Source organism: Paenibacillus agilis (assembly GCF_007786455.1).
Lineage (GTDB): Bacteria > Bacillota > Bacilli > Paenibacillales > Paenibacillaceae > Paenibacillus_B > Paenibacillus_B agilis.
In genome coordinates this window covers 25,866-49,869 of sequence record NZ_VNJK01000010.1, presented here as the reverse complement: position 1 = coordinate 49,869, position 24,004 = coordinate 25,866, and the positions used below count along the sequence as shown (strand labels likewise).

The window sequence follows — 24,004 nt, the reverse complement described above, 5'->3', positions numbered from 1 at the left end:
AATTATGGGACGTATACGAAAGCTAATCCAGTCCGACATACAAACAGTATTCGAGAATGATCCAGCTGCACGTAGCAAGTTCGAAGTTGTGTTTACCTACTCAGGATTGCATGCGATATGGGCTCATCGAGTTGCACATTGGTTTTTTAGACGCCGCTGGTTTACGATTGCCCGAATGATTTCCCAAGTGAGCCGATTTATGACGGGGATTGAAATACACCCTGGCGCTTCGATTGGAGAAAGGTTGTTTATCGACCACGGTATGGGAGTTGTTATCGGTGAAACCTGTATTATAGGTGATGATGTTGTTATTTATCAGGGTGTCACCCTTGGTGGAACGGGAAAAGAAAAAGGCAAGCGTCACCCTACAATCGGCGACAATGTTGTTATCGGTTCTGGTGCGAAAGTGCTTGGTTCTTTTACAGTAGGGGATAATTCTAATATAGGTGCGAATTCACTTGTACTGCGGGAAGTGCCATCCAATTGTACAGTGGTTGGTAATCCAGGACGCATTGTTAAGCAAAATGGAATTAAGATTGATCGCTTGAATCATACGCAGTTGCCTGACCCTGTCATTGACATGCTCCGTTCGATGGAGGATGAGATAACTGGATTGAAGGCGGAACTTGAACAGATGCGTCAGCATATACAAGTGAAAAGCTCGGGTTCTTCGGTGAATGATGTAACATATGAAAGAACGATGAAAGAATCAATGAACAATAGTACGGGACAACCCGACTTGAAGGAGGTAAAGCAGATATGACATTAAACATATTCAATACGATGACGCGTGAGAAGGAGACTTTCACACCGCAAAAAGCGGGGGAAGTAAAGATGTATGTATGCGGTCCAACTGTATACAACTATATTCACATTGGTAATGCAAGACCAGCTATGGTGTTTGATGTGGTACGTCGTTACCTAGAGACAATCGGGTATGATGTACAATACGTGATGAACTTTACGGATGTAGACGATAGGCTTATTACAAAATCTCAAGAGTTGAACGTTACCGTTAATGAAGTAGCTGATACATTTATCGAAGCATACTTAGAAGATTGCGATGCGCTTGGTATTCGTCGTGCGACGATTAATCCACGTGTGACTGAGCACATTCAAGAAATTGTTGAGTTTATCTCCAAATTAGTGGAGACAGACTTTGCATATGAGTCCGGTGGGGATGTTTATTTCCGTACGAAGCATTTTGAGGATTATGGTAAGTTATCGCATCAAAAAATCGACGAGTTGCAATTCGGCATTCGTATCGAAGTGGATAAACGCAAAGAAAATCAAGAAGACTTTGTACTGTGGAAAGGTGCTAAGCCTGGAGAAATTTCGTGGGCTAGCCCATGGGGGGAAGGTCGTCCGGGCTGGCATATCGAGTGCTCGGCAATGGCTCGTCGTTACCTTGGTGATACGCTTGATATCCATGGCGGGGGTAAAGATTTGACGTTCCCGCACCATGAGTGCGAGGTGGCACAGTCTGAAGCAGTAACAGGTAAGCCTTTGGCTAACGTATGGATGCATAATGGCTATATTAATATGGATAACGAAAAAATGTCGAAGTCTCTTGGGAACGGCGTACTCGTTAAAGAGTTGGTAAAGGTATATAAGCCAAGTGCGCTTCGTTACTTTATTTTATCTACTCATTATCGCAATCCATTGAACTTCTCTGCTGAAGCATTGCAGCAAGCGGAAAAATCAGTTGAGCGTTTGGACAATGCAGTAGCAAATGTAAAGCATGCTTTGCAATCTCTAGGTGTATCCACGCAGGATGAAGCGGGAGATGTGTCCAGTCATGGTGAGCCGAATGAAGAGCTTCAAATAAAGCTGGCAAACATACTTGAGACATTTGATGCGAAAATGCAGGATGACTTCAATACGGCTGATGCAATAACAGCGATGTTTGAGTGGTCTACCGAAGCAAATGTTTGGGTGCAGCAGCATGCACAAGCCAACACGCTGCAGGTAGCTGATCTGTTTGCGCTTATTGATGCCTTTGATGCAATGAATGAAGTGTTAGGTATTGTAGTGGAACAAGAAGAGCTGCTTGATGCAGAGATTGATCAGTTGATTCAAGATCGAATCGAAGCTCGCCAATCGAAAAATTGGGCTCGAGCAGATGAAATTCGCGATTTGCTAACAGCTCGTGGTATCGTACTTGAAGATACACCGCAAGGTGTTCGCTGGAAGCGGGCATGAAAGGAGTGCAGTTGACGATGGTAGATGAGAAGCAGCAGCATGAGCGTCAGCTGGGACAGGTAGAAGCGGGACAGCTGGATTGGCTGTTCCCTTATCGTCCTTCTAAAGATACGAAACAGCTTAATCCGATTGTACTTGCGTACATCGGGGATGCGGTATACGAGATGGCTGTGCGCCAATATGTGATCTCACAGGCGAATCATCGACCGAATCATTTGCACCGTGAGTCGATTAAGCTAGTGTCTGCTAAGGCGCAAGCTCGTAATTTGCAGAAACTTGTACCGTTTTTGTCTGAGGAAGAGGCAAATGTCGTGCGGCAGGGTCGCAATACAAAATCCAATGTGCCAAAGAGTGCTAACGTGAATGAATACCGTCAAGCTACTGCATTGGAAGCTTTGTTCGGATTTTTGTATTATGAGAAGCGGATGGAACGGCTCCGTGAGCTAGTGGAACTGATGATGTCTGAAGATGATAACTCTATTCATGAGACAGACGTCGTTCCTGAGGATAACGAATAGGTAAAATGCTTGGAAATGGAAGAAGGATGCAATAGCTAGGAGGATATACACATGGAAGAACAAGAACTCATCGCCGGGAAGCACTCAGTAACAGAGGCGCTTCGTTCTGGCCGAACGATCAATAAAATATGGATTGCAGAGCAAGCACAAAAGCATTTAACGCTGCCGATCATTGCAGAGGCGAAAAAAGCAGGCGTTATCGTTCAGTTTGTAGATAAGCGCAAGCTTGATCAAATGGCTGAGGGAATACAGCATCAAGGTGTAGTCGCTCAAGCTGCGGCATATGCTTACTTCGAAGTGGACGAGCTGCTTGCTCGTGCAGAACAGCGTGGAGAGAAGCCGTTTCTGCTTATTTTGGACGAGATTGAGGATCCTCATAATTTAGGTTCCATTCTACGTTCCGCAGACTGTACGGGAGTTCATGGGGTAATCATTCCAAAGCGTCGTTCAGTTGGTTTGACTGCTACTGTTTCCAAAATTTCAGCTGGGGCAGTTGAATATGTACCAGTGGCACGAGTAACGAACTTGGCGTCGACGATCGCTGATTTGAAAGAACGTGGAGTTTGGATTGTAGGAACAGATGTGTCTGCACGTGAAGAGATATATGACACGAATGTGTTCGATTCTCCAGTTGCACTTGTAATTGGCAATGAGAATAAGGGAATGGGGCGTCTTATTCGCGAATCTTGCGACGTATTGCTGAAGCTTCCGATGGCTGGACAGATTAACTCATTGAATGCATCGGTTGCAGCGGGAATATTCATGTATGAGGTTGTGCGTCGTCGCCGTGGGTGACCTTTATGGCACAACAGTCTGACTTTCGTGATGTGCTGCTTGTTGACGGCTACAATATGATTGGAGCATGGTCTAATCTGAAGCAGCTGGCTGATCAAGACTTGGAGGAAGCCCGCAATCGATTACTGGATATGCTTGATGATTATCAGGCATATTCAGGTCGTCGAGTCATTACAGTGTTTGATGCATACCGTGTACCTGGACTAGGGGCTTCCTACAAGCAAGGAGATGTGAACATAACATTCACAAAGGAAAAAGAAACGGCAGATGAATGTATAGAGCGACTCGTAGCAGAGTTGAAGCACCGGCGCCGAGCGATCTATGTAGCTACGTCAGATATGACAGAGCAAAATGTAGCTTTTGCCCAAGGAGCATTGCGAATTTCTGCGCGTGAGCTGCAGCTTATCATTCAACAGGCTCGCCAAGAAGTTCAGATTCGTATTCGTGATCAAGCTCTTTATCCTGTGAAGCGGAATCCTTTAGAAGAGAAGCTAAGTCTGGATGTTTTGTTAAAGTTAGAGCAGCTAAGGCGTGGGAAAACGAAATAAGCAACTCTACAGCAAATGAGCAAATATTTGACCTTCTTGGTAGGTAGTTTCAATAGTTTCCAGTTGATCTTCTAACCGAAAGTGTTTTTTTCGCATGGGATCAAGCTTTCTCGCGGTTGACGGTATACCAACTATTCTATATACTAAATCTATCATTTGTGATGTAACGGGTGGATTGCGTTGCAGGCCGGAGGGATTGCTAGTGAGTGTAGACCTCAAAGAATTGAGCACGTTCCCATACGATAAATGGACGGATGAACAACTCGTGGACGCTGTCCGTGAAGGTGATTGCGATGCTTTGGAATATTTGATTAACAAGTACCGTAATTTTGTTCGTGCTAAGGCCCGTTCTTACTTTCTCATTGGAGCTGACCGTGAAGATATTGTACAGGAAGGTATGATCGGCCTATACAAATCGATACGTGACTTCAAAGGAGACAAGTTGGCTTCATTCAAGGCATTTGCTGAACTCTGCATTACCCGGCAGATTATAACTGCCATTAAGACTGCGACGCGTCAGAAGCACATTCCTCTTAATTCTTATGTTTCGTTGGACAAGCCGATATATGATGAAGACTCAGATCGTACGTTATTAGATATAATCGGTGGCTCAAGGGTTTCTGATCCTGAAGAGCTTATTATCAATCAAGAAGAGTTTGTTGGCCTTGAGGATAAGATGTCAGAAATATTAAGTGATCTGGAACGGAAAGTGCTGATGCTGTATTTGGATGGTCGATCATATCAGGAGATTGCAGTGGATTTGGATCGGCACGTGAAGTCGATTGACAATGCACTACAACGTGTAAAGCGCAAGCTAGAGCGGTATTTGGAAGTGCGTGACGGTGTTGAACTGGCATAACAAGTTATGAATTCGCAATTATTTACAGATTTAAGTCTACTTCTTTTATGTAAAGAAGTAGACTTTTTTTGATTTAGGATTGTATATCGCCTGTACAGGTTTAGTTTGAAAAGAAAACTACCATACTGATAGCAGTAAAAGTTTGACGATCTTTACCTTTGTATTCAGCTGTCGGATATGATAGAGTAAAGGGCATAAACCCCCATGGCGTCAACATAAATTTCATTGACATGAAATTACCCGTATGATAAAGTGTTTTAGGTAGCCCTAAATATGCGTACGTTTTTAGGATAAAATTCCGACGCTTCTTATCATTAAAAGGTGTCTTCAGGAGGTGTACAACATGCGCGTAATCGTTACGATGGCTTGCACAAGCTGCAAACAACGCAACTATACGACAACAAAGAACAAGCGCAATCATCCAGACCGCATCGAGTTCAAGAAATTCTGCAAGTACTGCAACGAGCATACTTCTCATCGTGAAACAAGATAAGCTAGGTGGAGGTGCAGTCCGTGGCTTTCTTAGGGAATGTGAAGCGTAGTTTTGGTTCGATGTTTTCCTTCTTCTCCGACAGCTGGGGCGAATTGAAGAAAGTTCGCTGGCCTAACCGTAAAGAGTTGACAAGCTATACGATCGTCGTTTTGTCTACGGTCATTTTTGTTACACTTTATTTTTGGGTGTTGGACATCGGCATTTCGGCGATTGTCGAAGCGATTATTTAATAAAAGTCCCAAGGTGGAACGAGTATGGAAAAAAGATGGTACGTTGTTCATACCTATTCAGGGTATGAAAACAAGGTGAAAGCCAATCTCGAAAAGCGCGTCGAATCGATGGGCATGGAAGATAAGATATTCCGTGTTCTTGTTCCTATGGAAGAAGAACTGGTAAACAAAGACGGTAAGAAAAAAACTGTCATGCGTAAAGTTTATCCGGGATATGTACTTGTCGAAATGATCCAAACTGATGAATCGTGGTACGTTGTGCGTAATACGCCGGGTGTTACTGGATTCGTTGGTTCAACAGGATCGGGCTCCAAACCAACAGCGTTGTTACCAGAAGAAGTTGATCAGATTCTGAAAACAATGGGTATGGAAGCGCCGAAGCCGACAGTCGATTTCGAACTGAAAGAATCAGTGCGCATTAAAGTAGGACCTTTTGCAAACTTTGTAGGTTCAATCGAAGAGATTGTGACAGAGAAAGAAAAACTCAAGGTTCATGTAAACATGTTTGGTCGAGAAACCCCGCTTGAGTTGGATTACCACCAAGTGGAGAAGATTTAATAAATCTTTCTAAAAGGTTTCTATTGTGGGCGAAGTGATTCTACCCGCATATTAGCGCAAGGAGGTGTACAACATGGCGAAGAAAGTCATTAAAGTTGTCAAATTGCAAATTCCAGCAGGTAAAGCGAATCCTGCACCACCGGTAGGTCCAGCATTGGGTCAAGCAGGTGTTAACATCATGGCGTTCTGTAAAGAGTTCAACGCGAAAACAGCTGATCAAGCAGGTCTTATTATTCCTGTTGAGATTTCTGTATTCGAAGATCGTTCCTTTACGTTCATCTTGAAAACTCCACCAGCTGCAGTATTGTTGAAAGTAGCTACTAAAGTGGAAAAAGGTTCTGGCGAGCCTAACAAGAAGAAGGTTGCGACTGTAAAGCGTAACGTTGTTCGTGAAATCGCTGAGCAAAAAATGGCTGACCTTAACGCAGCGTCCGTAGAAGCGGCTATGCGTATGGTTGAAGGTACAGCTCGTAGCATGGGTATTGTTGTAGAAGACTAATTCGTCTTCGTACGCACATGTGGGAGGTTTATCCGTTATTACCACAAAGGAGGAAATATCATGGCAAAGCACGGTAAGAAATACCTTGAAGCTGCTAAGTTGATTGATAAAGATGCAATCTACGAGCCAGCTGAAGCCATTGAATTGGTGAAAAAAGCAGCGACTGCTAAATTCGACGAGACTGTTGAAGCTGCAGTTCGTTTGGGTGTAGACCCTCGTAAACAAGACCAAGCTGTTCGTGGTGTAGTTGTATTGCCACACGGTACTGGTAAAACTAAACGCGTTCTCGTATTTGCAAAAGGCGAGAAAGCTAAAGAAGCAGAAGCAGCTGGTGCTGATTTTGTTGGAGATCAAGATCTTATCAACAAAATTCAACAAGGCTGGTTCGAATTCGATGTCTGCGTAGCAACACCAGACATGATGAGTGAAGTTGGTAAATTGGGTCGTATCCTTGGTGGTAAAGGCCTAATGCCAAACCCTAAAGCTGGTACGGTTACTTTCGATGTTACAAAAGCGGTTCAAGAGATCAAAGCTGGTAAAATCGAATACCGTCTAGACAAAGCAGGTCAAATTCACGCACCTATCGGTAAAGTATCTTTCAGTGCTGAACAGTTGAACGAAAACTTGAAAGCTCTAATCGATGCTCTAAACCGTGCTAAGCCAGCAGCGGCTAAAGGTGTTTACATGAAAAACATTGCGGTTTCTTCCACGATGGGTCCTGCAGCACGCGTAAACACAACTTCTTATCGTTAAGATGAGATAACCTATTGGTAATTAACGCTAAAGGTTGACATAAATCGACTGGACGTGTTAGTCTAATAGAGTTGTTGTTGACAACGTGATTAATTAAATTTGAATAAACGTACCGTAGACAGTAGGTGCCGTGAGGCTTAATTCCCTACCGAGGTGTTCGAATAGAATGAGTGCGAAGGCTGGGCGTAGCCCGCCCGCCATTCGCTTCGTATGCCTCTGTAGAACACTACAGAGGCTTTTCTTATGCTGACGCATAAAAAAACTCATCGAATACATGCGGTCATTAATCTTGTAGGAGGTGGATCGAGTGGCAAACGCAAAAGTAATCGCAGCGAAACAAGAATCCGTTCAAGTAATCGCTGAGAAATTGCGTGGCAGCGCAACTACGGTTGTAGCGGACTACCGCGGATTGAGCGTAGCTCAGGTAACTGAACTTCGTAAACAATTGCGTGAAGCAGGCGTTGAATTCCAAGTATTGAAAAATACATTGGTTCGTCGTGCGACAGCGGAAGCTGAATTGTCTGAGTTGGACCAAGTTCTAACAGGACCTACAGCGATCGCGTTCAGCCGTGAAGACGCAATTGCTCCTGCGAAAATCTTGCATGATTTCGCAAAGAAAAACGATGCTCTTGAAATTAAAGGCGGTATCGTAGAAGGTCGCGTCGTAGACGTAGATCAAATCAAAGCATTGGCAACATTGCCGTCTCGCGATGGTTTGCTGTCCATGTTGCTCAGCGTGCTTCAAGCACCTGTTCGCAACTTCGCATTGGCAGTCAAAGCAGTTGCAGAGAAGCAAGAGGCCGAAGCGTAAGAGACTTATTCGTCAAGAATGTGTCCTAAACTTATAAAAGAACTAAATGGAGGTTATCCTAATGAGCAAAGAGCAAATCTTGGAAGCCATTAAAGGCATGTCCGTATTGGAATTGAACGATCTTGTTAAAGCAATCGAAGAAGAATTCGGCGTAACAGCTGCTGCTCCAGTAGCAGTTGTAGCTGGTGGCGCTGGTGAAGCTGCTGCAGAGCAAACTGAATTTGACGTAATTTTGACTAGCGCTGGCGCTGGCAAAATCAACGTAATCAAAGTAGTTCGCGAAATCACAGGCCTTGGCTTGAAAGAAGCTAAAGACCTAGTTGACAACGCTCCAAAAGCTTTGAAAGAAAAAGTAAGCAAAGAAGAAGCAGAAGCAGTTAAAGCTAAGCTTGAAGAAGCAGGCGCATCTGTAGAAGTTAAGTAATAGCTACTTCCTTGATACGAACCCCTTGAACTTGACTTCAAGGGGTTCGTTGTCTAGGATACGACGGATGACATTGTTATGTCTTTGACGCATCCTAGGCAAGAGAGGAAAGGGAGATAGGGGGTGCCGTAGATGGCTCACTATTACAGTAAGGAACAGCAAGTTGTGCATAATAGACGTGAACTGACGTTTGATTTGCGTGGAATTTCATTGCGATTATGGTCGGATGCTGGCGTATTTTCAAAAGCTAGTGTTGATTATGGTAGCCGTGTTCTAATAGAGCATATGGAAATTGCAGCTAAAAGTCATGTGTTGGATGTGGGTTGCGGTTATGGTCCGATTGGCTTAATGGCAGCTAAACTAAATCCAAGTGGTCATGTGACTATGGTTGATGTCAATGAACGTGCGCTTGCGTTGGCGCAAGAAAATGCTCACTTGAACGGGTTGTCTAATGTGACTATCCAAGAGAGTGATGGTTTAAATGAGTTGGTTGGCAAAATGTATGATGTTATTTTGACAAATCCGCCAATTCGAGCAGGTAAGGAAGTTGTACATCGTATATTTGAACAATCGTATTATCAATTAAACAAAGGTGGTAATCTGTGGATTGTAATCCAGAAGAAGCAGGGTGCGCCATCCGCAGTTGAGAAGCTTAAAAGCTTGTTTGGTGAAGATAGTGTAGAAGAAGTAGCTAAAGATAAAGGATACCGCATTTATCGTGCTGTCAAATCCTAATTGGCAATATCTTCAGAAAAGTATAGTGTATATTAATGACCACTTTTAATTGACTTGGTATTTCTGGTGTGTTATTATTATAGAATGTCAGTATTAGAATGGTCTTCATGTCTTTAAATTACTGAAATGTCAAGCTTTTTTATGAAAAGCATGCATACATTTTCGTGAAGTGACGTATAATGTTTACATTTTGGGCAAATCTATCGAATATGAAGAACCTATGACAACACCGAAACGGCGGAATGGGGAAACGGCGTCCATTGCAAATATGCGTTATAAGCGTTTTTGTTATGAGCGTATGTTTTCTTTTTGTGTTTGTTTCTTACTTTAGGTGTTTTAGAGTCTCTTTCGTGGACTTTATTATAAAGGATATCGAAAAGGATTCGCAATCCAATTTTTTTGAGTAGACATGAGGGGTGAGTATAAGTTGGCAGGACATCTTGTTCAATATGGACGACGCACTCGACGTAGTTATGCGCGCATCGAAGAAGTTCTCGAAGTTCCGAACTTGATTGAAATCCAACAGAAATCGTACCAATGGTTTTTGGATGAAGGATTGCGAGAGATGTTCCAAGACATATCTCCGATTCAGGATTTCACAGGTAATCTAGTTCTGGAATTTATCGATTACAGCTTAGGTGAGCCAAAGTACTCGGTCGATGAATCTAAAGAACGCGATGTAACATATGCGGCACCGCTTCGTGTAAAGGTGCGTCTTCTTAATAAAGAAACCGGTGAAGTAAAAGAGCAGGAAGTATTTATGGGAGATTTCCCGCTCATGACAGAAACCGGAACGTTCATCATCAATGGTGCGGAACGTGTAATTGTCAGCCAGTTAGTTCGCTCCCCGAGTGTCTATTTTAGCACAAAAATCGACAAAAACGGGAAAAAGAACTATACGGCTACAGTAATTCCGAACCGTGGTGCATGGCTTGAGTTGGAGACCGATGCGAAGGATATTATCTATGTTCGTATCGATCGCACGCGTAAAATCCCAGTAACGGTACTTCTTCGTGCATTGGGCTTCGGAACTGACGAACAAATCTTAGATTTGCTCGGGCATGATGAATATATTCGCAACACTCTTGATAAAGACAATACAGACTCTACTGAAAAAGCGCTTATCGAAATTTATGAGCGTCTTCGTCCAGGTGAACCGCCGACATTGGATAACGCAAGAAGCTTGCTTATCGCTCGTTTCTTCGATCCAAAGCGCTATGACTTGGCGAACGTAGGTCGTTACAAAATTAATAAAAAGCTTCACATCAAAAACCGTCTCTTCAATCAGCGTCTAGCTGAGACATTGGTTGATCCGGATACGGGTGAAATTGTTGCTGAAGCAGGTCAAATGATTGACCGCCGTTTGTTAGATGAAATATTGCCGCGCTTGGAAAGCAACATTGGCTTCAAGATTCATCATGTAGCTGGTGGAGTACACGAAGCGGACGATATTCCATTGCAAACGATTAACGTATATTCACCGATTGATGACAGCAAAACTGTGAAGTTGATTGCAAATGGGATTATCGATAAGTCTGTTAAGAACATTACTCCAGCAGATATTATCTCGTCTATCAACTACTTCATTAACTTGCTGCATGGCATCGGAAGCACGGACGATATCGACCACTTAGGTAACCGTCGTTTGCGCTCTGTTGGTGAATTGCTTCAGAACCAATTCCGTATCGGTCTAAGCCGTATGGAACGTGTTGTTCGTGAGCGTATGTCCATTCAAGATGCGAATGTGATTACGCCACAAGCGCTCATCAACATTCGTCCGGTTATTGCATCAATTAAGGAGTTCTTCGGTAGCTCTCAGTTGTCGCAGTTTATGGATCAGACGAATCCATTGGCTGAGTTGACGCATAAGCGTCGTCTCTCCGCGCTAGGGCCAGGCGGTTTGACGCGTGAGCGCGCAGGCTTCGAAGTTCGAGACGTTCACCCATCTCACTATGGACGTATGTGTCCAATCGAGACGCCAGAGGGTCCGAACATCGGTTTGATCAACTCCTTGTCCACGTTTGCGCGTGTGAACGAATATGGCTTCATTGAAGCTCCGTATCGTTGGGTTGATCCTAAGACAGGTCAAGTAACCGAACATATTGATTACATGACAGCGGATGAAGAAGATAACTATGTTGTCGCTCAAGCGAATGCTCCTCTTAATGAAGATGGAACATTCCGTGATGATGCAACAATCGTTCGTTACAACAAGCAATCGGATAACATTCTTACAATGCCAACAGAACGTGTTGACTATATGGATGTTTCGCCTAAACAGGTAGTATCCGTTGCAACAGCGCTTATTCCGTTCTTGGAGAACGATGACTCTAACCGTGCGCTCATGGGATCAAACATGCAGCGGCAAGCGGTGCCATTGCTTATTCCGCAGGCTCCGTTTGTTGGTACGGGAATGGAACATAAATCGGCTAAAGATTCCGGTGTATGTATTGTCTCTAAGATTAACGGTGTCGTTGAGCGTGTAAGTGCGAACGAAATTCAAGTTCGTGAGATTCAAATGGTAGATGGCCGCGAAGTTCGTGGAGATCTCGTTAAGCATAAATTGCAGAAGTTCATGCGTTCTAACCAAGGAACTTGTATCAACCAGCGTCCGCTTGCTAAGCGCGGCGAAATCGTCAAAGTCGGCGATATTCTGGCTGACGGTCCTTCCACTGAAATGGGTGAATTGGCACTCGGTCGTAACGTTGTCGTTGCGTTCATGACGTGGGAAGGTTACAACTATGAGGATGCGATTCTTCTCTCTGAGAAACTTGTGAAAGAAGACGTGTACACGTCCATTCACATCGAAGAGTATGAGTCTGAAGCTCGTGATACGAAGCTTGGACCGGAAGAAATTACGCGTGACATCCCGAACGTCGGTGAAGAGGCTCTTAAAAATCTAGACGAACGCGGTATTATCCGTGTTGGTGCTGAGATTAAAGCAGGCGATATTCTCGTTGGTAAAGTTACACCTAAGGGTGTTACTGAGTTGACGGCTGAAGAGCGTTTGCTCCATGCAATCTTCGGTGAGAAAGCACGTGAAGTTCGTGATACTTCCTTGCGTGTGCCTCACGGAACTGACGGTATCGTTGTTGATGTCAAAGTGTTCACACGTGAGAATGGTGATGAATTGCCACCAGGCGTGAACCAACTCGTGCGTGCATATATTGCACAGAAACGTAAAATCTCTGAGGGAGATAAGATGGCGGGACGTCACGGTAACAAGGGTGTCATCGCTCGTATCTTGCCTGAAGAGGATATGCCATTCTTGCCAGATGGTACGCCGGTTCAAGTTGTATTGAACCCACTAGGCGTTCCTTCCCGTATGAACATCGGTCAAGTACTTGAGGTTCACTTGGGTATGGCAGCACGTTACTTGGGTATGCATACTGCTTCACCGGTATTTGACGGTGCAACGGAGTATGACGTATTCGACACAATGGAAGAAGCAGGTATGCAACGCAACGGTAAAACCGTATTGTACGATGGACGTACGGGTGAGCGCTTCGAGCGTGAAGTTACTGTCGGCGTTATGTACATGATTAAGCTGGCGCACATGGTTGACGATAAAATCCATGCGCGTTCTACAGGTCCTTACTCTCTCGTTACTCAGCAGCCGCTGGGTGGTAAAGCTCAGTTCGGTGGACAGCGCTTTGGTGAGATGGAGGTTTGGGCACTCGAAGCTTACGGTGCTGCATACACGTTGCAAGAAATTCTTACTGTCAAGTCCGATGACGTTGTTGGCCGTGTGAAAACGTACGAGTCGATCGTCAAAGGTGAGAACGTGCCAGAGCCAGGTGTTCCAGAATCCTTCAAGGTATTGATTAAGGAGCTTCAAAGCTTAGGTATGGACGTTAAGATTCTGACAGAGAATGAAGAAGAAATTGAAATGCGTGAACTCGATGAGGATGATGATGGTCCTCAAGACAAGCTGAACCTTGGTTTGGATGACGATTACGCAGCTGAATAAATAGAACTAGCAGGACGATAGCAGGCAGCATTAGCTGCCTACTATCGTTACATGGTGTATAACCGTCTGTTCTAGGGAATTTGTTGTTCTTAGGGAGACATTTGCTCGAAGATAGAACGAAGTTCACTAGGCCGTCTAACAGTAGACGGTGATCTCAAGTACAGATTAAGGAGGGTCGCTCCTAGATGGACGTCAACAATTTTGAATTTATGAAGATTGGGCTTGCCTCTCCCGAAAAGATCCGTTCGTGGTCTCGCGGTGAAGTAAAGAAGCCGGAGACAATCAACTATCGTACGCTCAAGCCGGAAAAAGAAGGTTTGTTCTGCGAAAAAATCTTCGGACCGACGAAAGACTGGGAATGTCATTGCGGTAAATACAAGCGTGTTCGTTACAAAGGTGTTGTCTGTGATCGATGCGGTGTTGAAGTAACGCGTCAAAAAGTACGTCGTGAGCGTATGGGTCACATTGAATTGGCAGCTCCAGTATCTCACATTTGGTATTTCAAAGGTATTCCAAGCCGTATGGGCTTGGCACTTGATATGTCACCACGTTCACTCGAAGAGATTATTTACTTCGCATCTTACGTGGTCACGGATCCAGGTGATACACCTCTTGAAAAGAAACAGTTGCTCTCCGAAAAGGAATATCGCAGCTACCGTGAAAAGTACGGCCCTGCATTCCAAGCAGGTATGGGTGCTGAAGCAGTTAAGAAATTGCTTCAAGACCTTGATCTCGATAAAGATCTCGAAACGTTGAAAGAAGATCTTCGTACGGCACAAGGCCAACGCCGTAACCGTGCGATTAAGCGTTTGGAAGTCATCGAAGCATTCCGTAACTCTGGTAACTTCCCGGATTGGATGATTCTCGATGTATTGCCAGTTATCCCACCTGAGCTTCGTCCAATGGTACAGTTGGATGGCGGTCGCTTTGCGACTTCTGACTTGAATGACTTGTACCGTCGTGTTATTAACCGTAATAACCGTCTGAAGCGTCTTCTGGACTTGGGTGCACCAGACATTATCGTTCAAAATGAGAAGCGCATGCTTCAAGAAGCTGTTGACGCGCTCATTGACAACGGTCGTCGTGGTCGTCCAGTTACAGGACCAGGTAATCGTCCATTGAAATCCCTCAGCCACATGCTGAAAGGTAAGCAAGGGCGTTTCCGTCAGAACTTGCTGGGTAAACGTGTTGACTACTCCGGACGTTCGGTTATCGTAGTAGGACCGAGCTTGAAGATGTATCAGTGCGGTTTGCCGAAAGAGATGGCACTTGAATTGTTCAAACCGTTTGTTATGAAAGAACTTGTTAACAAAGGTTTGGCTCACAATATTAAGAGTGCGAAGCGCAAAGTTGAACGTGTTAGTCCAGAAGTATGGGACGTTCTCGAGCAAGTAATCCGTGAACATCCAGTTCTTCTTAACCGTGCACCTACGCTTCACAGACTCGGTATCCAGGCATTCGAACCAATTTTGGTTGAAGGCCGTGCGATAAAGCTTCATCCACTCGTATGTACAGCTTATAACGCTGACTTCGATGGTGACCAGATGGCGGTTCACGTTCCGTTGTCCGCAGAAGCTCAGGCAGAAGCTCGTTTGCTAATGCTCGCTTCCGGCAACATCTTGAACCCGAAAGACGGTAAGCCAGTTGTTACACCATCCCAGGATATGGTCCTCGGATCCTTCTACTTGACGATGGATAACAAAGAAGCTAAAGGTACAGGAATGATCTTGTCGAACATGAATGAAGCAGTTTCCGCTTATCAGCGTGATGTTGCCTCTTTACATGCTCGTGTCATCATTCCAGTTAAAGCACTTGGTAAGACGTGCTTTACAGAAAAACAACAAGATGCTCTTCTCGTTACAACGGTAGGGCGTATTATATTCAATGAAATCTTCCCAGCTGATTTCCCTTACATCAATGAGCCGACGAAGCAAAACTTGTTCGAGGGAACACCAGAACACTACTTTATTTACGATAAAGGCGCGAACTATCGTGAGTATATCGAAAATATTCCGCAGACTGGTGCAGTAGGTAAAGATTATTTGGGTCAAATCATTGCACGTTGCTTTGAGACGTTCCATACAACTAAAACAGCTGTTATCTTGGACCAAATCAAGCAGCTCGGCTTCACGTACTCGACTCGTGCGGGTATTTCTATTGCGGTATCTGACGTTATCGTACCGCAAGAGAAGATCGAGGTATTGAAAGAATCTGATGATAAAGTTAAGGTTATTACGAACCAATATCGTCGTGGTCTAATCACGAATGAAGAGCGTTATGACCGAGTTATTGAAGTATGGTCGAAGTCTAAGGATGTCATTACAGATATCTTGATGAAATCGATGGAACGCTACAATTCAATAATGCTTATGGTTGACTCCAAAGCCCGTGGTAACAAATCGCAGATTACTCAGCTAGGCGGTATGCGTGGTCTCATGGCCAATCCGTCTGGTCGTATCATCGAGTTGCCAATCAAATCGAACTTCCGTGAAGGTCTTACGGTCTTGGAGTACTTTATCTCCACGCACGGTGCGCGTAAAGGTCTTGCCGATACAGCACTTCGTACAGCGGATTCCGGTTACCTTACACGTCGTCTCGTTGACGTAGCACAAGATGTTATCGTACGCGAAGACGATTGTGGTACAGATAAAGGCTTCCTTGTTGCGGATATTTCTGACGGCAAAGAAGTTATCGAAGGTTTGTATGACCGTGTTGAAGGTCGTTATTCCTTTGAAACGATTCGTCATCCAGAAACAGGTTCAATTATCGTTAACCGTAACGAATTGATTGATTCTGACAAAGCGGATGCAATTGTTAAAGCTGGCGTCAAGAAACTACAAATCCGTTCCGTTCTTAGCTGCCGTGCACGTCATGGTGTGTGTAAGAAATGTTACGGTCGTAACTTGGCAACAGGTAAATTCGTTGAGATCGGGGAAGCAGTTGGTATCATCGCTGCGCAATCGATCGGTGAGCCAGGAACACAGCTTACAATGCGTACGTTCCACACCGGTGGTGTTGCGGGTGACGATATTACACAAGGTTTACCGCGTATCCAAGAGTTGTTCGAGGCGCGTAATCCGAAAGGTCAAGCGACTATCTCTGAGCTCGACGGCGTAATCAAAGAAATCCGTGAAACAAAAGATCGTCGTGAGGTTGAAGTGCAAGGCGAAGCTGAGACAAAAGTCTATGCAGCTAGCTACGGATCTCGTATCCGTGTACATGAAGGTCAGACGATTGAGGCGGGCGACGAGATTACAGAAGGTTCTATCGACCCTAAAGAAATGCTTCGCATTAAAGGTATTCGTGGCGTTCAGAACTATATCCTTCAGGAAGTTCAACGCGTATACCGTAACCAGGGTGTAGAAATCAACGATAAGCACGTTGAAGTTATGATTAAGCAGATGCTTCGTAAGATCCGTATTATCGATGCTGGAGACACAACGCTACTTCCAGGCGCATTCGTAGACATTTATGAATACGAAACAGCGAACAAAGAAGCGATCTTGGCTGGCAATGAGCCGGCTGTTGCTAAACCAGTATTGCTCGGTATTACTAAAGCGTCTCTTGAGACAGATTCCTTCTTGTCCGCAGCATCCTTCCAAGAGACAACTCGTGTCTTGACAGATGCAGCGATCAAGGGTAAAGTAGACCAATTGCTTGGTCTGAAGGAGAATGTTATCATCGGTAAGTTGATTCCTGCAGGTACAGGTATGAACCGTTACCGCAGTGTTAAAGTAATCAACCCGCTTGAAGAGACGAATGAAGAGGCATTGGATTCGGAAGAAGTAGTTAGCGTAGCTGACTAATTCACTAAAGATCTATCTGCTGGTTAATATAGCTTAATATATAGCCGTTAGAGGGCTGTACATACAGCCCCTCCTAACGGTTTTTATATGGATATGAAGCAGCTTGTTGCTAGATATAATGGCAAACGTTTGTTATTGAAAATCTCGGACAAGATGGTATAGTAGAAAAGTCGAGAAAATGTTGCTTAACGGTATTAATGGTAGTCTAGTACGTGAAGCGAATGATAAATTCTTTATCAAAAATGTTCTTGACATGGAATAAACCAAGTGATAATATATCGAAGTGTGCCCAAGAGGTTAACCTGTTACTTTTGGAGGAACATGATTCATGTCTAATGATAAGAGTCTACAGGACACAAACATCAAGATTGGGACGAAACAGACAACTAAGATGGTAGAGCAAGGTAAGGCCATTGAAGTCTATGTTGCTTTAGATGCCGACAAGAAACTGATTTCAAAGATAACATCACTTTGTACGAAGCGAAATGTTAAAGTGACGGAAGTCATCACAATGCAAGAGCTTGGTAAACTGTGTGGTATTGAAGTCGGAGCTGCTATGGCAGTAGTCGTCAAATAAGAATAGGTAACCCATTGTTTTTGTGAAGGATGACGGAATGTATTGAAGTTTCCGGGAGCAAAAACTTTTCATTTGCCCATTTATGAACCGCCTGGATCTGTGGGCTTAATATACCAGGTAACAACAGTTGATTCTATAATGAGGGGGTGGCAATCATGCCAACTATTAACCAACTAGTCCGTAAGGGCCGTCAAGCTAAAGTAACTAAGTCTAAATCCCCAGCTTTGCAAAAAGGTTTCAATGCCTTGAAGCGTACGGAGACAGACTTGAGTGCACCTCAAAAACGTGGTGTTTGTACTCGTGTAGGTACTATGACGCCTAAAAAACCGAACTCCGCACTTCGTAAGTATGCGCGTGTTCGTTTGACTAACCGTGTAGAGGTTACTGCTTACATCGGAGGTATTGGTCACAACTTGCAAGAGCACAGTGTCGTGCTTGTACGCGGTGGCCGTGTAAAAGACCTTCCGGGTGTACGTTACCACATCGTTCGCGGTGCTTTGGATACTGCAGGTGTAAACAACCGTATGCAAGCTCGTTCCAAATATGGTACGAAGCGTCCAAAGAAAAAAGCATAATGAAAAAAGCTCATGAACATAATTCATGATCTTATTGAGAAAGGGGGATACACATGCCACGCAAAGGTCCAGTTACTAAACGTGATGTGTTGCCGGATCCGGTATACAACAGCAAGTTGGTTACTCGTCTGATCAACCGTATTATGATCGACGGTAAACGCGGTGTTGCTCAAACAATCTTGTATGATGCATTCAATCTTATCCAAGAACGTACAGGCAATGACCCTATGGAAGTATTTGAAGCAGCAATCAAAAACATCATGCCAGTTCTTGAAGTTAAAGCTCGCCGTGTAGGTGGTGCTAACTATCAAGTACCTATCGAAGTTAAGCCTGAGCGCCGTACTTCTTTGGGATTGCGCTGGTTGGTTAACTACTCGCGTAACCGCGGTGAAAAAACAATGCAAGAGCGTTTGGCAGCAGAGATTATCGATGCTTCCAACAACACTGGTGCATCTGTTAAGAAGCGCGAAGACACGCACAAGATGGCTGAAGCGAACAAAGCATTTGCTCACTACCGTTGGTAGGATGCTAATGCGAGTTCGTTTCTCCGAACTCTTATTTTGAAGGGAGACTCCCAACAATGGCTAGACAGTTCTCCTTGCAGAATACGCGTAACATCGGAATCATGGCTCACATCGATGCCGGTAAAACAACAACAACGGAGCGTATTTTGTTCTACACAGGCCGTACTCACAAAATCGGTGAGGTGCACGAAGGTGCAGCAACAATGGACTGGATGGAACAAGAACAAGAGCGTGGTATCACGATCACTTCCGCTGCTACAACAGCAGCATGGAGAGGTCATCGTGTTAACATTATCGATACTCCGGGTCACGTTGACTTTACGGTAGAGGTTGAGCGTTCCCTTCGCGTATTGGACGGAGCAGTAGGCGTATTCTCTGCTAAAGAAGGCGTTGAGCCTCAATCCGAGACAGTATGGCGTCAAGCTGATAAATACAGCGTACCTCGTATTGCTTACGTAAACAAAATGGACATCATTGGCGCTGACTTCCTCAACGTTATTGAAACCATGAAAGATCGTTTGCAAGCGAATGCTGTAGCTATTCAATTGCCTATCGGAGCAGAGAACGACTTCAAAGGTATCATTGATTTGATTGAGCAAAAAGCTCACATCTTTAAAGATGACCTTGGTCGCGATGTTGATATTATTGACGTTCCAGAAGAGTTCAAAGCGAAAGTTGAAGAACTTCGTATGGAACTTATCGAGAAGGTTGCAGAGCTTGACGAAGAATTGATGATGAAATACCTTGAAGGTGAAGAGCTTACGATTGAAGAAATCAAAGCTGGTCTCCGTAAAGGTGTAGTAAACGTTCAAATCTTCCCTGTTATCTGTGGTTCTTCTTACAAAAATAAAGGTGTTCAGCTTATGTTGGACGCAGTTATTGACTACTTGCCAGCTCCAGTTGATGTACCTGACATTAAAGGTACATTGGAGGATGGTGAAGAAGCTATCCGTAAATCTTCTGACGAAGAGGCGTTCTCAGCACTTGCGTTTAAGATTATGACGGATCCTTACGTTGGTAAGTTGACGTTCTTCCGCGTATACTCTGGTGTATTGAACTCCGGATCTTACGTATTGAACGCAACAAAAGGCAAACGCGAGCGTATCGGCCGTATCCTTCAAATGCATGCTAACAGCCGTGAAGAAATCGATGTAGTTTACTCCGGTGACATCGCAGCTGCAGTAGGTTTGAAAGATACAGGTACAGGCGATACACTGTGTGAAGAGAAGAATCCAATTATTTTGGAATCTATGAACTTCCCTGATCCAGTTATCGAGATCGCGGTTGAGCCTAAGACTAAGGCTGACCAAGATAAGTTGGGTGTAGCACTCGGTAAATTGACTGAGGAAGATCCAACTCTTCGTGCTCACACAGATGAAGAAACTGGACAAACGATTCTTGCGGGTATGGGTGAGCTTCACTTGGAGATCATCATTGACCGTATGCGTCGTGAGTTCAAAGTTGAGACGAACGTAGGTAACCCACAGGTTGCTTATCGTGAAACGTTCAAATCTTCTGCTAAAGTTGAAGGTAAGTTCGTTCGCCAATCTGGTGGACGTGGACAGTTCGGTCACGTATGGATCGAATTCGAACCTCAAGAGCCAGGTGCAGGATTTGAGTTCGTCAACAAAATCGTCGGTGGTGTTGTTCCTCGTGAATACATCGCTCCGGTTCAAGCTGGTATCGAAGAATCGATGAAGAACGGCGTATTGGCTGGCTTCCCGATGGTAGATATCAAAGCTACAATCTTCGATGGTTCTTACCATGACGTTGACTCCTCCGAGATGGCGTTTAAGATTGCAGGTTCCATGGCGCTTAAAGCTGCTAAGGAAAAATGTAATCCTATCTTGCTAGAGCCAATCATGAAGGTTGAAGTTACAGTTCCGGAAGAGTACATGGGCGATGTTATGGGTATGTTGAACTCCCGTCGTGGTCGTATCGAAGGTATGGATTCTCGTGCTGGTGCACAAGTAATCCGTGCTAAGGTACCTCTCGCTGAGATGTTTGGTTACTCCACAACTCTTCGTTCCGGTACACAAGGACGCGGCGTGTTCGCAATGGAACTTTCTCACTATGAAGAAGTACCACGCAACATCGCTGAACAAATCGTTTCCAAAGTTAAAGGTCAATAATCTAACGATTATTTCTTAACTAAATTATATTCATGGATTGTCTGTAAGTGAGAACTTGCAGGCAACCATCACACTATATTATTCCATCTACTTAAGGAGGAATTGTTCAAATGGCAAAGGCAAAATTTGAGCGTAATAAGCCACACGTTAACATCGGTACTATTGGTCACGTTGACCACGGTAAAACAACTTTGACTGCTGCAATCACAACTGTATTGTCCAAAACTTACGGTGGTGCTGCTGTAGCATTCGATCAAATCGACAAAGCTCCAGAAGAGCGCGAGCGCGGTATCACAATTTCTACTGCACACGTTGAGTACGAAACTGATACTCGTCACTACGCACACGTAGACTGCCCAGGTCACGCTGACTACGTTAAAAACATGATTACTGGTGCTGCACAAATGGACGGCGCGATCTTGGTTGTATCTGCAGCTGACGGTCCAATGCCACAAACTCGTGAGCACATCTTGCTTTCTCGTCAAGTAGGTGTTCCTTACATCGTTGTATTCTTGAACAAATGCGACATGGTTGAAGACGAAGAGTTGCTTGAATTGGTTGAAATGGAAGTTCGCGACTTGCTTAGCGAGTACGAATTCCCAGGCGACGACACGCCAATCATCCGTGGTTCCGCTCGTGAAGCTCTTCAAAACCCTGATGGTGAGTGGGCTCAAAAGATCGTTGAATTGTTCAAACAAATCGACACTTATATCCCACAACCAGAGCGCGACACTGACAAGCCTTTCTTGATGCCTGTTGAGGACGTATTCTCCATCACTGGCCGTGGTACAGTTGCTACAGGTCGTGTAGAGCGTGGTACGATCAAAGTCGGCGACGAGATCGAAATCGTTGGTATCCAAGAAGAAACTCGCAAATCCGTTGTTACGGGCGTTGAAATGTTCCGTAAATTGCTTGACTCCGCTCAAGCAGGTGACAACGTTGGCGCATTGCTTCGTGGTGTAGACCGCAACAACATCGAGCGTGGTCAAGTATTGGTTAAGCCAGGTACTGTTAAGCCGCACACTGTGTTCTCTGCACAAGTGTACGTATTGACTAAAGAAGAGGGTGGCCGTCATAAGCCTTTCTTCACTGGCTACCGTCCACAGTTCTACTTCCGTACAACTGACGTAACTGGTGTAATCGACCTTCCAGAAGGTACTGAAATGGTTATGCCTGGTGACAACATCACAGTTACTGTAAACCTTATCAATCCAATCGCGATTGAAGAAGGTACACGTTTCGCTATCCGCGAAGGTGGCCGTACAGTAGGTGCAGGTGCAGTTGCTACAATCATCAAGTAATATCGCTTAGCGATATTGATAAAAGTCCTTCTCCTTCGGGAGAAGGACTTTTTTTGATATATGCAGCTGTATCACTCTGTAAATATCACTATATAATTATTTTAATAATTGCTCGAATATTTTGTATGCGATTGACTATGTACATGATTATAATGAAAGGGATGTAATAAAACTCCATAAACACAAAAGATTCCTACGGGGGAGTGTACAATGAATGTTTAAGCGATGGGGGTATAATAAAGATAAAGGAAATGAGTTTGTTAATCGAAATGACGCTATGGAAAAGTGGGATTTTGATTTAGAACGGGCTGATAAAGAGGGGACTATACAATTTTCTAAAGATCATCAGATATGGTCTCAATTACACATGATCCAGCTTACAACCAAAGATCTAGGAATGCTTCATTTGGCTAAACCTTATATTCTACCCTGGTTTGATGAAATCAGTGAGGCATTTTATGCTTCTGTTTTACAGGTGGAGTCTCTAAAGCAAATGATCAATCAGCATAGTAGTGTTGAGAAATTGAAAGTAACATTACGCAAGCACATTGAGGAAATGTTTGATGGTCTTATTAATGAAACGTATTTGGAAAAGCGTATGCGTATTGCTGCTATTCATTATCGAATTGGATTGGAACCGAAGTGGTACATGGGAGCTTTTCAAAAAGTACAAGCAGTTGTGTTTGAGCGATTGATGTTGCATGCAACTAACCCACAGTTAGCAATACAAGTTGTACATAGTTTCAATAAAGTATTGAATCTCGAACAACAGCTCGTACTTGAGTTTTTTGAAATAAAAAGACAAGAAGCAGAGACAGAACATATTCGTCAAAAGGAACAGCTGCATAAACAAATTAGTAAACTAAGTGAACAATTAGCCTCGTTATCTATTCGCACCAATGATGCAATTCAAGAAATGGTCTCGTATGGGATTGAACTGAACAATTCTACTCAACATACTGCAAATTCATCTAAAGCAACCCAACGAAATGCTGAAGAAGGCAAAATATTTATGGATCAGTTAACTGTTAGTATTCAACAGATTGACACAGATATACAGCAGGTTGAACAACATATGAGTGCACTTAAAATGACAACTGAACATATTGCATCAATTGCCCAGTCTATTATTTCAATAGCTGATCATACACATCTATTATCTTTGAATGCCTCAATTGAAGCAGCACATGCTGGTGACCGCGGAGCAGGTTTTTCAATTGTAGCTAAAGAGGTTAACAAGCTTGCTGTAAGTACGAAACAAACCGTCAATAATATTGAAAATCTAATTGTAAATTCTACAGAGGTAACAAAAACGGTAGTAGAGGTGATTTCAGCAGTACAAAGCAATGCTGGGCAAGTAAGAACGAACGCAGAGCTCACAATGGAGAAGATCTCGAATATCGTTAGCGAAATTTCTGAAAGCGCTTCACAACTAGATGTCATTAGTAATAATATTCAAAGCTTATCTGATGCAATTCAAAGCATTAGCGAATCAACCGAACAAGTTGCTTCATCAGCCGAGCAGTTAAATCGAATTAGTTCTTTATAGTCTATTTGATCGTTCTATTAATCTACAATGATAGTGAAATAACGGTGGAATAGATTTCCGTAGATAAATTGAATTGCTTCATTATATAATGGACAACAGCAGAAGACGAATAGTTCCCGACAGATGCAGGACATCAGAACGTTCA

Annotated in this window: 22 protein-coding genes and 1 other annotated feature; all 22 genes read left to right on the top strand. The window is 43.9% G+C overall.

All coding sequences use genetic code 11. The annotated features are described in order from the left end of the window. Positions 1-4: 4 nt before the first annotated feature. Positions 5-763, top strand: coding sequence for a serine O-acetyltransferase (gene cysE / locus FPZ44_RS26190; protein ID WP_144995579.1), 759 nt, complete (start codon positions 5-7; stop codon positions 761-763). Next, on the top strand, positions 760-2,202 hold the full coding sequence (gene cysS / locus FPZ44_RS26185; protein ID WP_144995577.1) for a cysteine--tRNA ligase: 1,443 nt from the start codon (positions 760-762) through the stop codon (positions 2,200-2,202). The genes cysE and cysS overlap by 4 nt, the downstream gene beginning before the upstream one ends. Next, positions 2,199-2,720, top strand: a complete 522-nt coding sequence (locus tag FPZ44_RS26180; RefSeq protein WP_418789211.1) for a Mini-ribonuclease 3 — start codon at positions 2,199-2,201, stop codon at positions 2,718-2,720. The genes cysS and FPZ44_RS26180 overlap by 4 nt, the downstream gene beginning before the upstream one ends. A gap of 51 nt (positions 2,721-2,771) precedes the next feature. Next, a complete protein-coding gene (gene rlmB / locus FPZ44_RS26175; RefSeq protein WP_144995575.1) occupies positions 2,772-3,515 on the top strand; it encodes a 23S rRNA (guanosine(2251)-2'-O)-methyltransferase RlmB in 744 nt (247 codons plus the stop codon). Positions 3,516-3,520: 5 nt separating this feature from the next. After that, a complete protein-coding gene (locus FPZ44_RS26170) occupies positions 3,521-4,063 on the top strand; it encodes an NYN domain-containing protein (protein ID WP_144995573.1) in 543 nt (180 codons plus the stop codon). A gap of 202 nt (positions 4,064-4,265) precedes the next feature. Further along, complete coding sequence (gene sigH / locus FPZ44_RS26165) at positions 4,266-4,922, top strand: RNA polymerase sporulation sigma factor SigH (protein ID WP_028595110.1); 657 nt, start codon at positions 4,266-4,268, stop codon at positions 4,920-4,922. Positions 4,923-5,265: 343 nt separating this feature from the next. Next, on the top strand, positions 5,266-5,415 hold the full coding sequence (rpmG, locus tag FPZ44_RS26160) for a 50S ribosomal protein L33 (RefSeq protein ID WP_028595111.1): 150 nt from the start codon (positions 5,266-5,268) through the stop codon (positions 5,413-5,415). Positions 5,416-5,453: 38 nt separating this feature from the next. Beyond that, positions 5,454-5,645, top strand: coding sequence for a preprotein translocase subunit SecE (gene secE, locus FPZ44_RS26155; protein WP_028595112.1), 192 nt, complete (start codon positions 5,454-5,456; stop codon positions 5,643-5,645). A 24-nt stretch (positions 5,646-5,669) separates the two neighbouring features. Continuing rightward, entirely contained in the window at positions 5,670-6,203 is a 534-nt protein-coding gene (gene nusG / locus FPZ44_RS26150; RefSeq protein ID WP_144995571.1) for a transcription termination/antitermination protein NusG, read from the top strand. A 73-nt stretch (positions 6,204-6,276) separates the two neighbouring features. Further along, entirely contained in the window at positions 6,277-6,702 is a 426-nt protein-coding gene (gene rplK / locus FPZ44_RS26145) for a 50S ribosomal protein L11 (protein WP_144995569.1), read from the top strand. A 60-nt stretch (positions 6,703-6,762) separates the two neighbouring features. Then, positions 6,763-7,455 carry a 50S ribosomal protein L1 gene (rplA, locus tag FPZ44_RS26140; protein ID WP_144995567.1) on the top strand — a complete coding sequence of 231 codons (693 nt, stop codon included), beginning with the start codon at positions 6,763-6,765 and terminating at the stop codon, positions 7,453-7,455. A gap of 94 nt (positions 7,456-7,549) precedes the next feature. Then, positions 7,550-7,706 (top strand) — a sequence feature (ribosomal protein L10 leader region). A 56-nt stretch (positions 7,707-7,762) separates the two neighbouring features. Continuing rightward, positions 7,763-8,266 carry a 50S ribosomal protein L10 gene (gene rplJ / locus FPZ44_RS26135; protein WP_144995565.1) on the top strand — a complete coding sequence of 168 codons (504 nt, stop codon included), beginning with the start codon at positions 7,763-7,765 and terminating at the stop codon, positions 8,264-8,266. 61 nt (positions 8,267-8,327) lie between these two features. Continuing rightward, positions 8,328-8,690 carry a 50S ribosomal protein L7/L12 gene (gene rplL / locus FPZ44_RS26130; RefSeq protein WP_144995563.1) on the top strand — a complete coding sequence of 121 codons (363 nt, stop codon included), beginning with the start codon at positions 8,328-8,330 and terminating at the stop codon, positions 8,688-8,690. Positions 8,691-8,822: 132 nt separating this feature from the next. Continuing rightward, positions 8,823-9,425 carry a class I SAM-dependent methyltransferase gene (locus FPZ44_RS26125; RefSeq protein ID WP_144995561.1) on the top strand — a complete coding sequence of 201 codons (603 nt, stop codon included), beginning with the start codon at positions 8,823-8,825 and terminating at the stop codon, positions 9,423-9,425. 427 nt (positions 9,426-9,852) lie between these two features. After that, positions 9,853-13,395, top strand: coding sequence for a DNA-directed RNA polymerase subunit beta (gene rpoB, locus FPZ44_RS26120; protein ID WP_144995559.1), 3,543 nt, complete (start codon positions 9,853-9,855; stop codon positions 13,393-13,395). A 185-nt stretch (positions 13,396-13,580) separates the two neighbouring features. Continuing rightward, positions 13,581-17,201 (top strand): DNA-directed RNA polymerase subunit beta', encoded by a 3,621-nt coding sequence (rpoC, locus tag FPZ44_RS26115; protein WP_144995557.1) that lies wholly within the window; start codon positions 13,581-13,583, stop codon positions 17,199-17,201. 328 nt (positions 17,202-17,529) lie between these two features. Then, positions 17,530-17,778 (top strand): ribosomal L7Ae/L30e/S12e/Gadd45 family protein, encoded by a 249-nt coding sequence (locus FPZ44_RS26110; protein ID WP_144995555.1) that lies wholly within the window; start codon positions 17,530-17,532, stop codon positions 17,776-17,778. A 155-nt stretch (positions 17,779-17,933) separates the two neighbouring features. Further along, a complete protein-coding gene (gene rpsL / locus FPZ44_RS26105; protein ID WP_028595122.1) occupies positions 17,934-18,353 on the top strand; it encodes a 30S ribosomal protein S12 in 420 nt (139 codons plus the stop codon). Positions 18,354-18,406: 53 nt separating this feature from the next. After that, on the top strand, positions 18,407-18,877 hold the full coding sequence (gene rpsG / locus FPZ44_RS26100; protein WP_144995554.1) for a 30S ribosomal protein S7: 471 nt from the start codon (positions 18,407-18,409) through the stop codon (positions 18,875-18,877). A gap of 56 nt (positions 18,878-18,933) precedes the next feature. Continuing rightward, on the top strand, positions 18,934-21,009 hold the full coding sequence (fusA, locus tag FPZ44_RS26095) for an elongation factor G (RefSeq protein WP_144995551.1): 2,076 nt from the start codon (positions 18,934-18,936) through the stop codon (positions 21,007-21,009). Positions 21,010-21,119: 110 nt separating this feature from the next. Further along, positions 21,120-22,310, top strand: a complete 1,191-nt coding sequence (gene tuf / locus FPZ44_RS26090) for an elongation factor Tu (protein ID WP_144995549.1) — start codon at positions 21,120-21,122, stop codon at positions 22,308-22,310. A 214-nt stretch (positions 22,311-22,524) separates the two neighbouring features. Next, positions 22,525-23,859, top strand: coding sequence for a globin-coupled sensor protein (locus FPZ44_RS26085; RefSeq protein WP_144995547.1), 1,335 nt, complete (start codon positions 22,525-22,527; stop codon positions 23,857-23,859). The last annotated feature ends 145 nt before the right edge of the window (positions 23,860-24,004 follow it).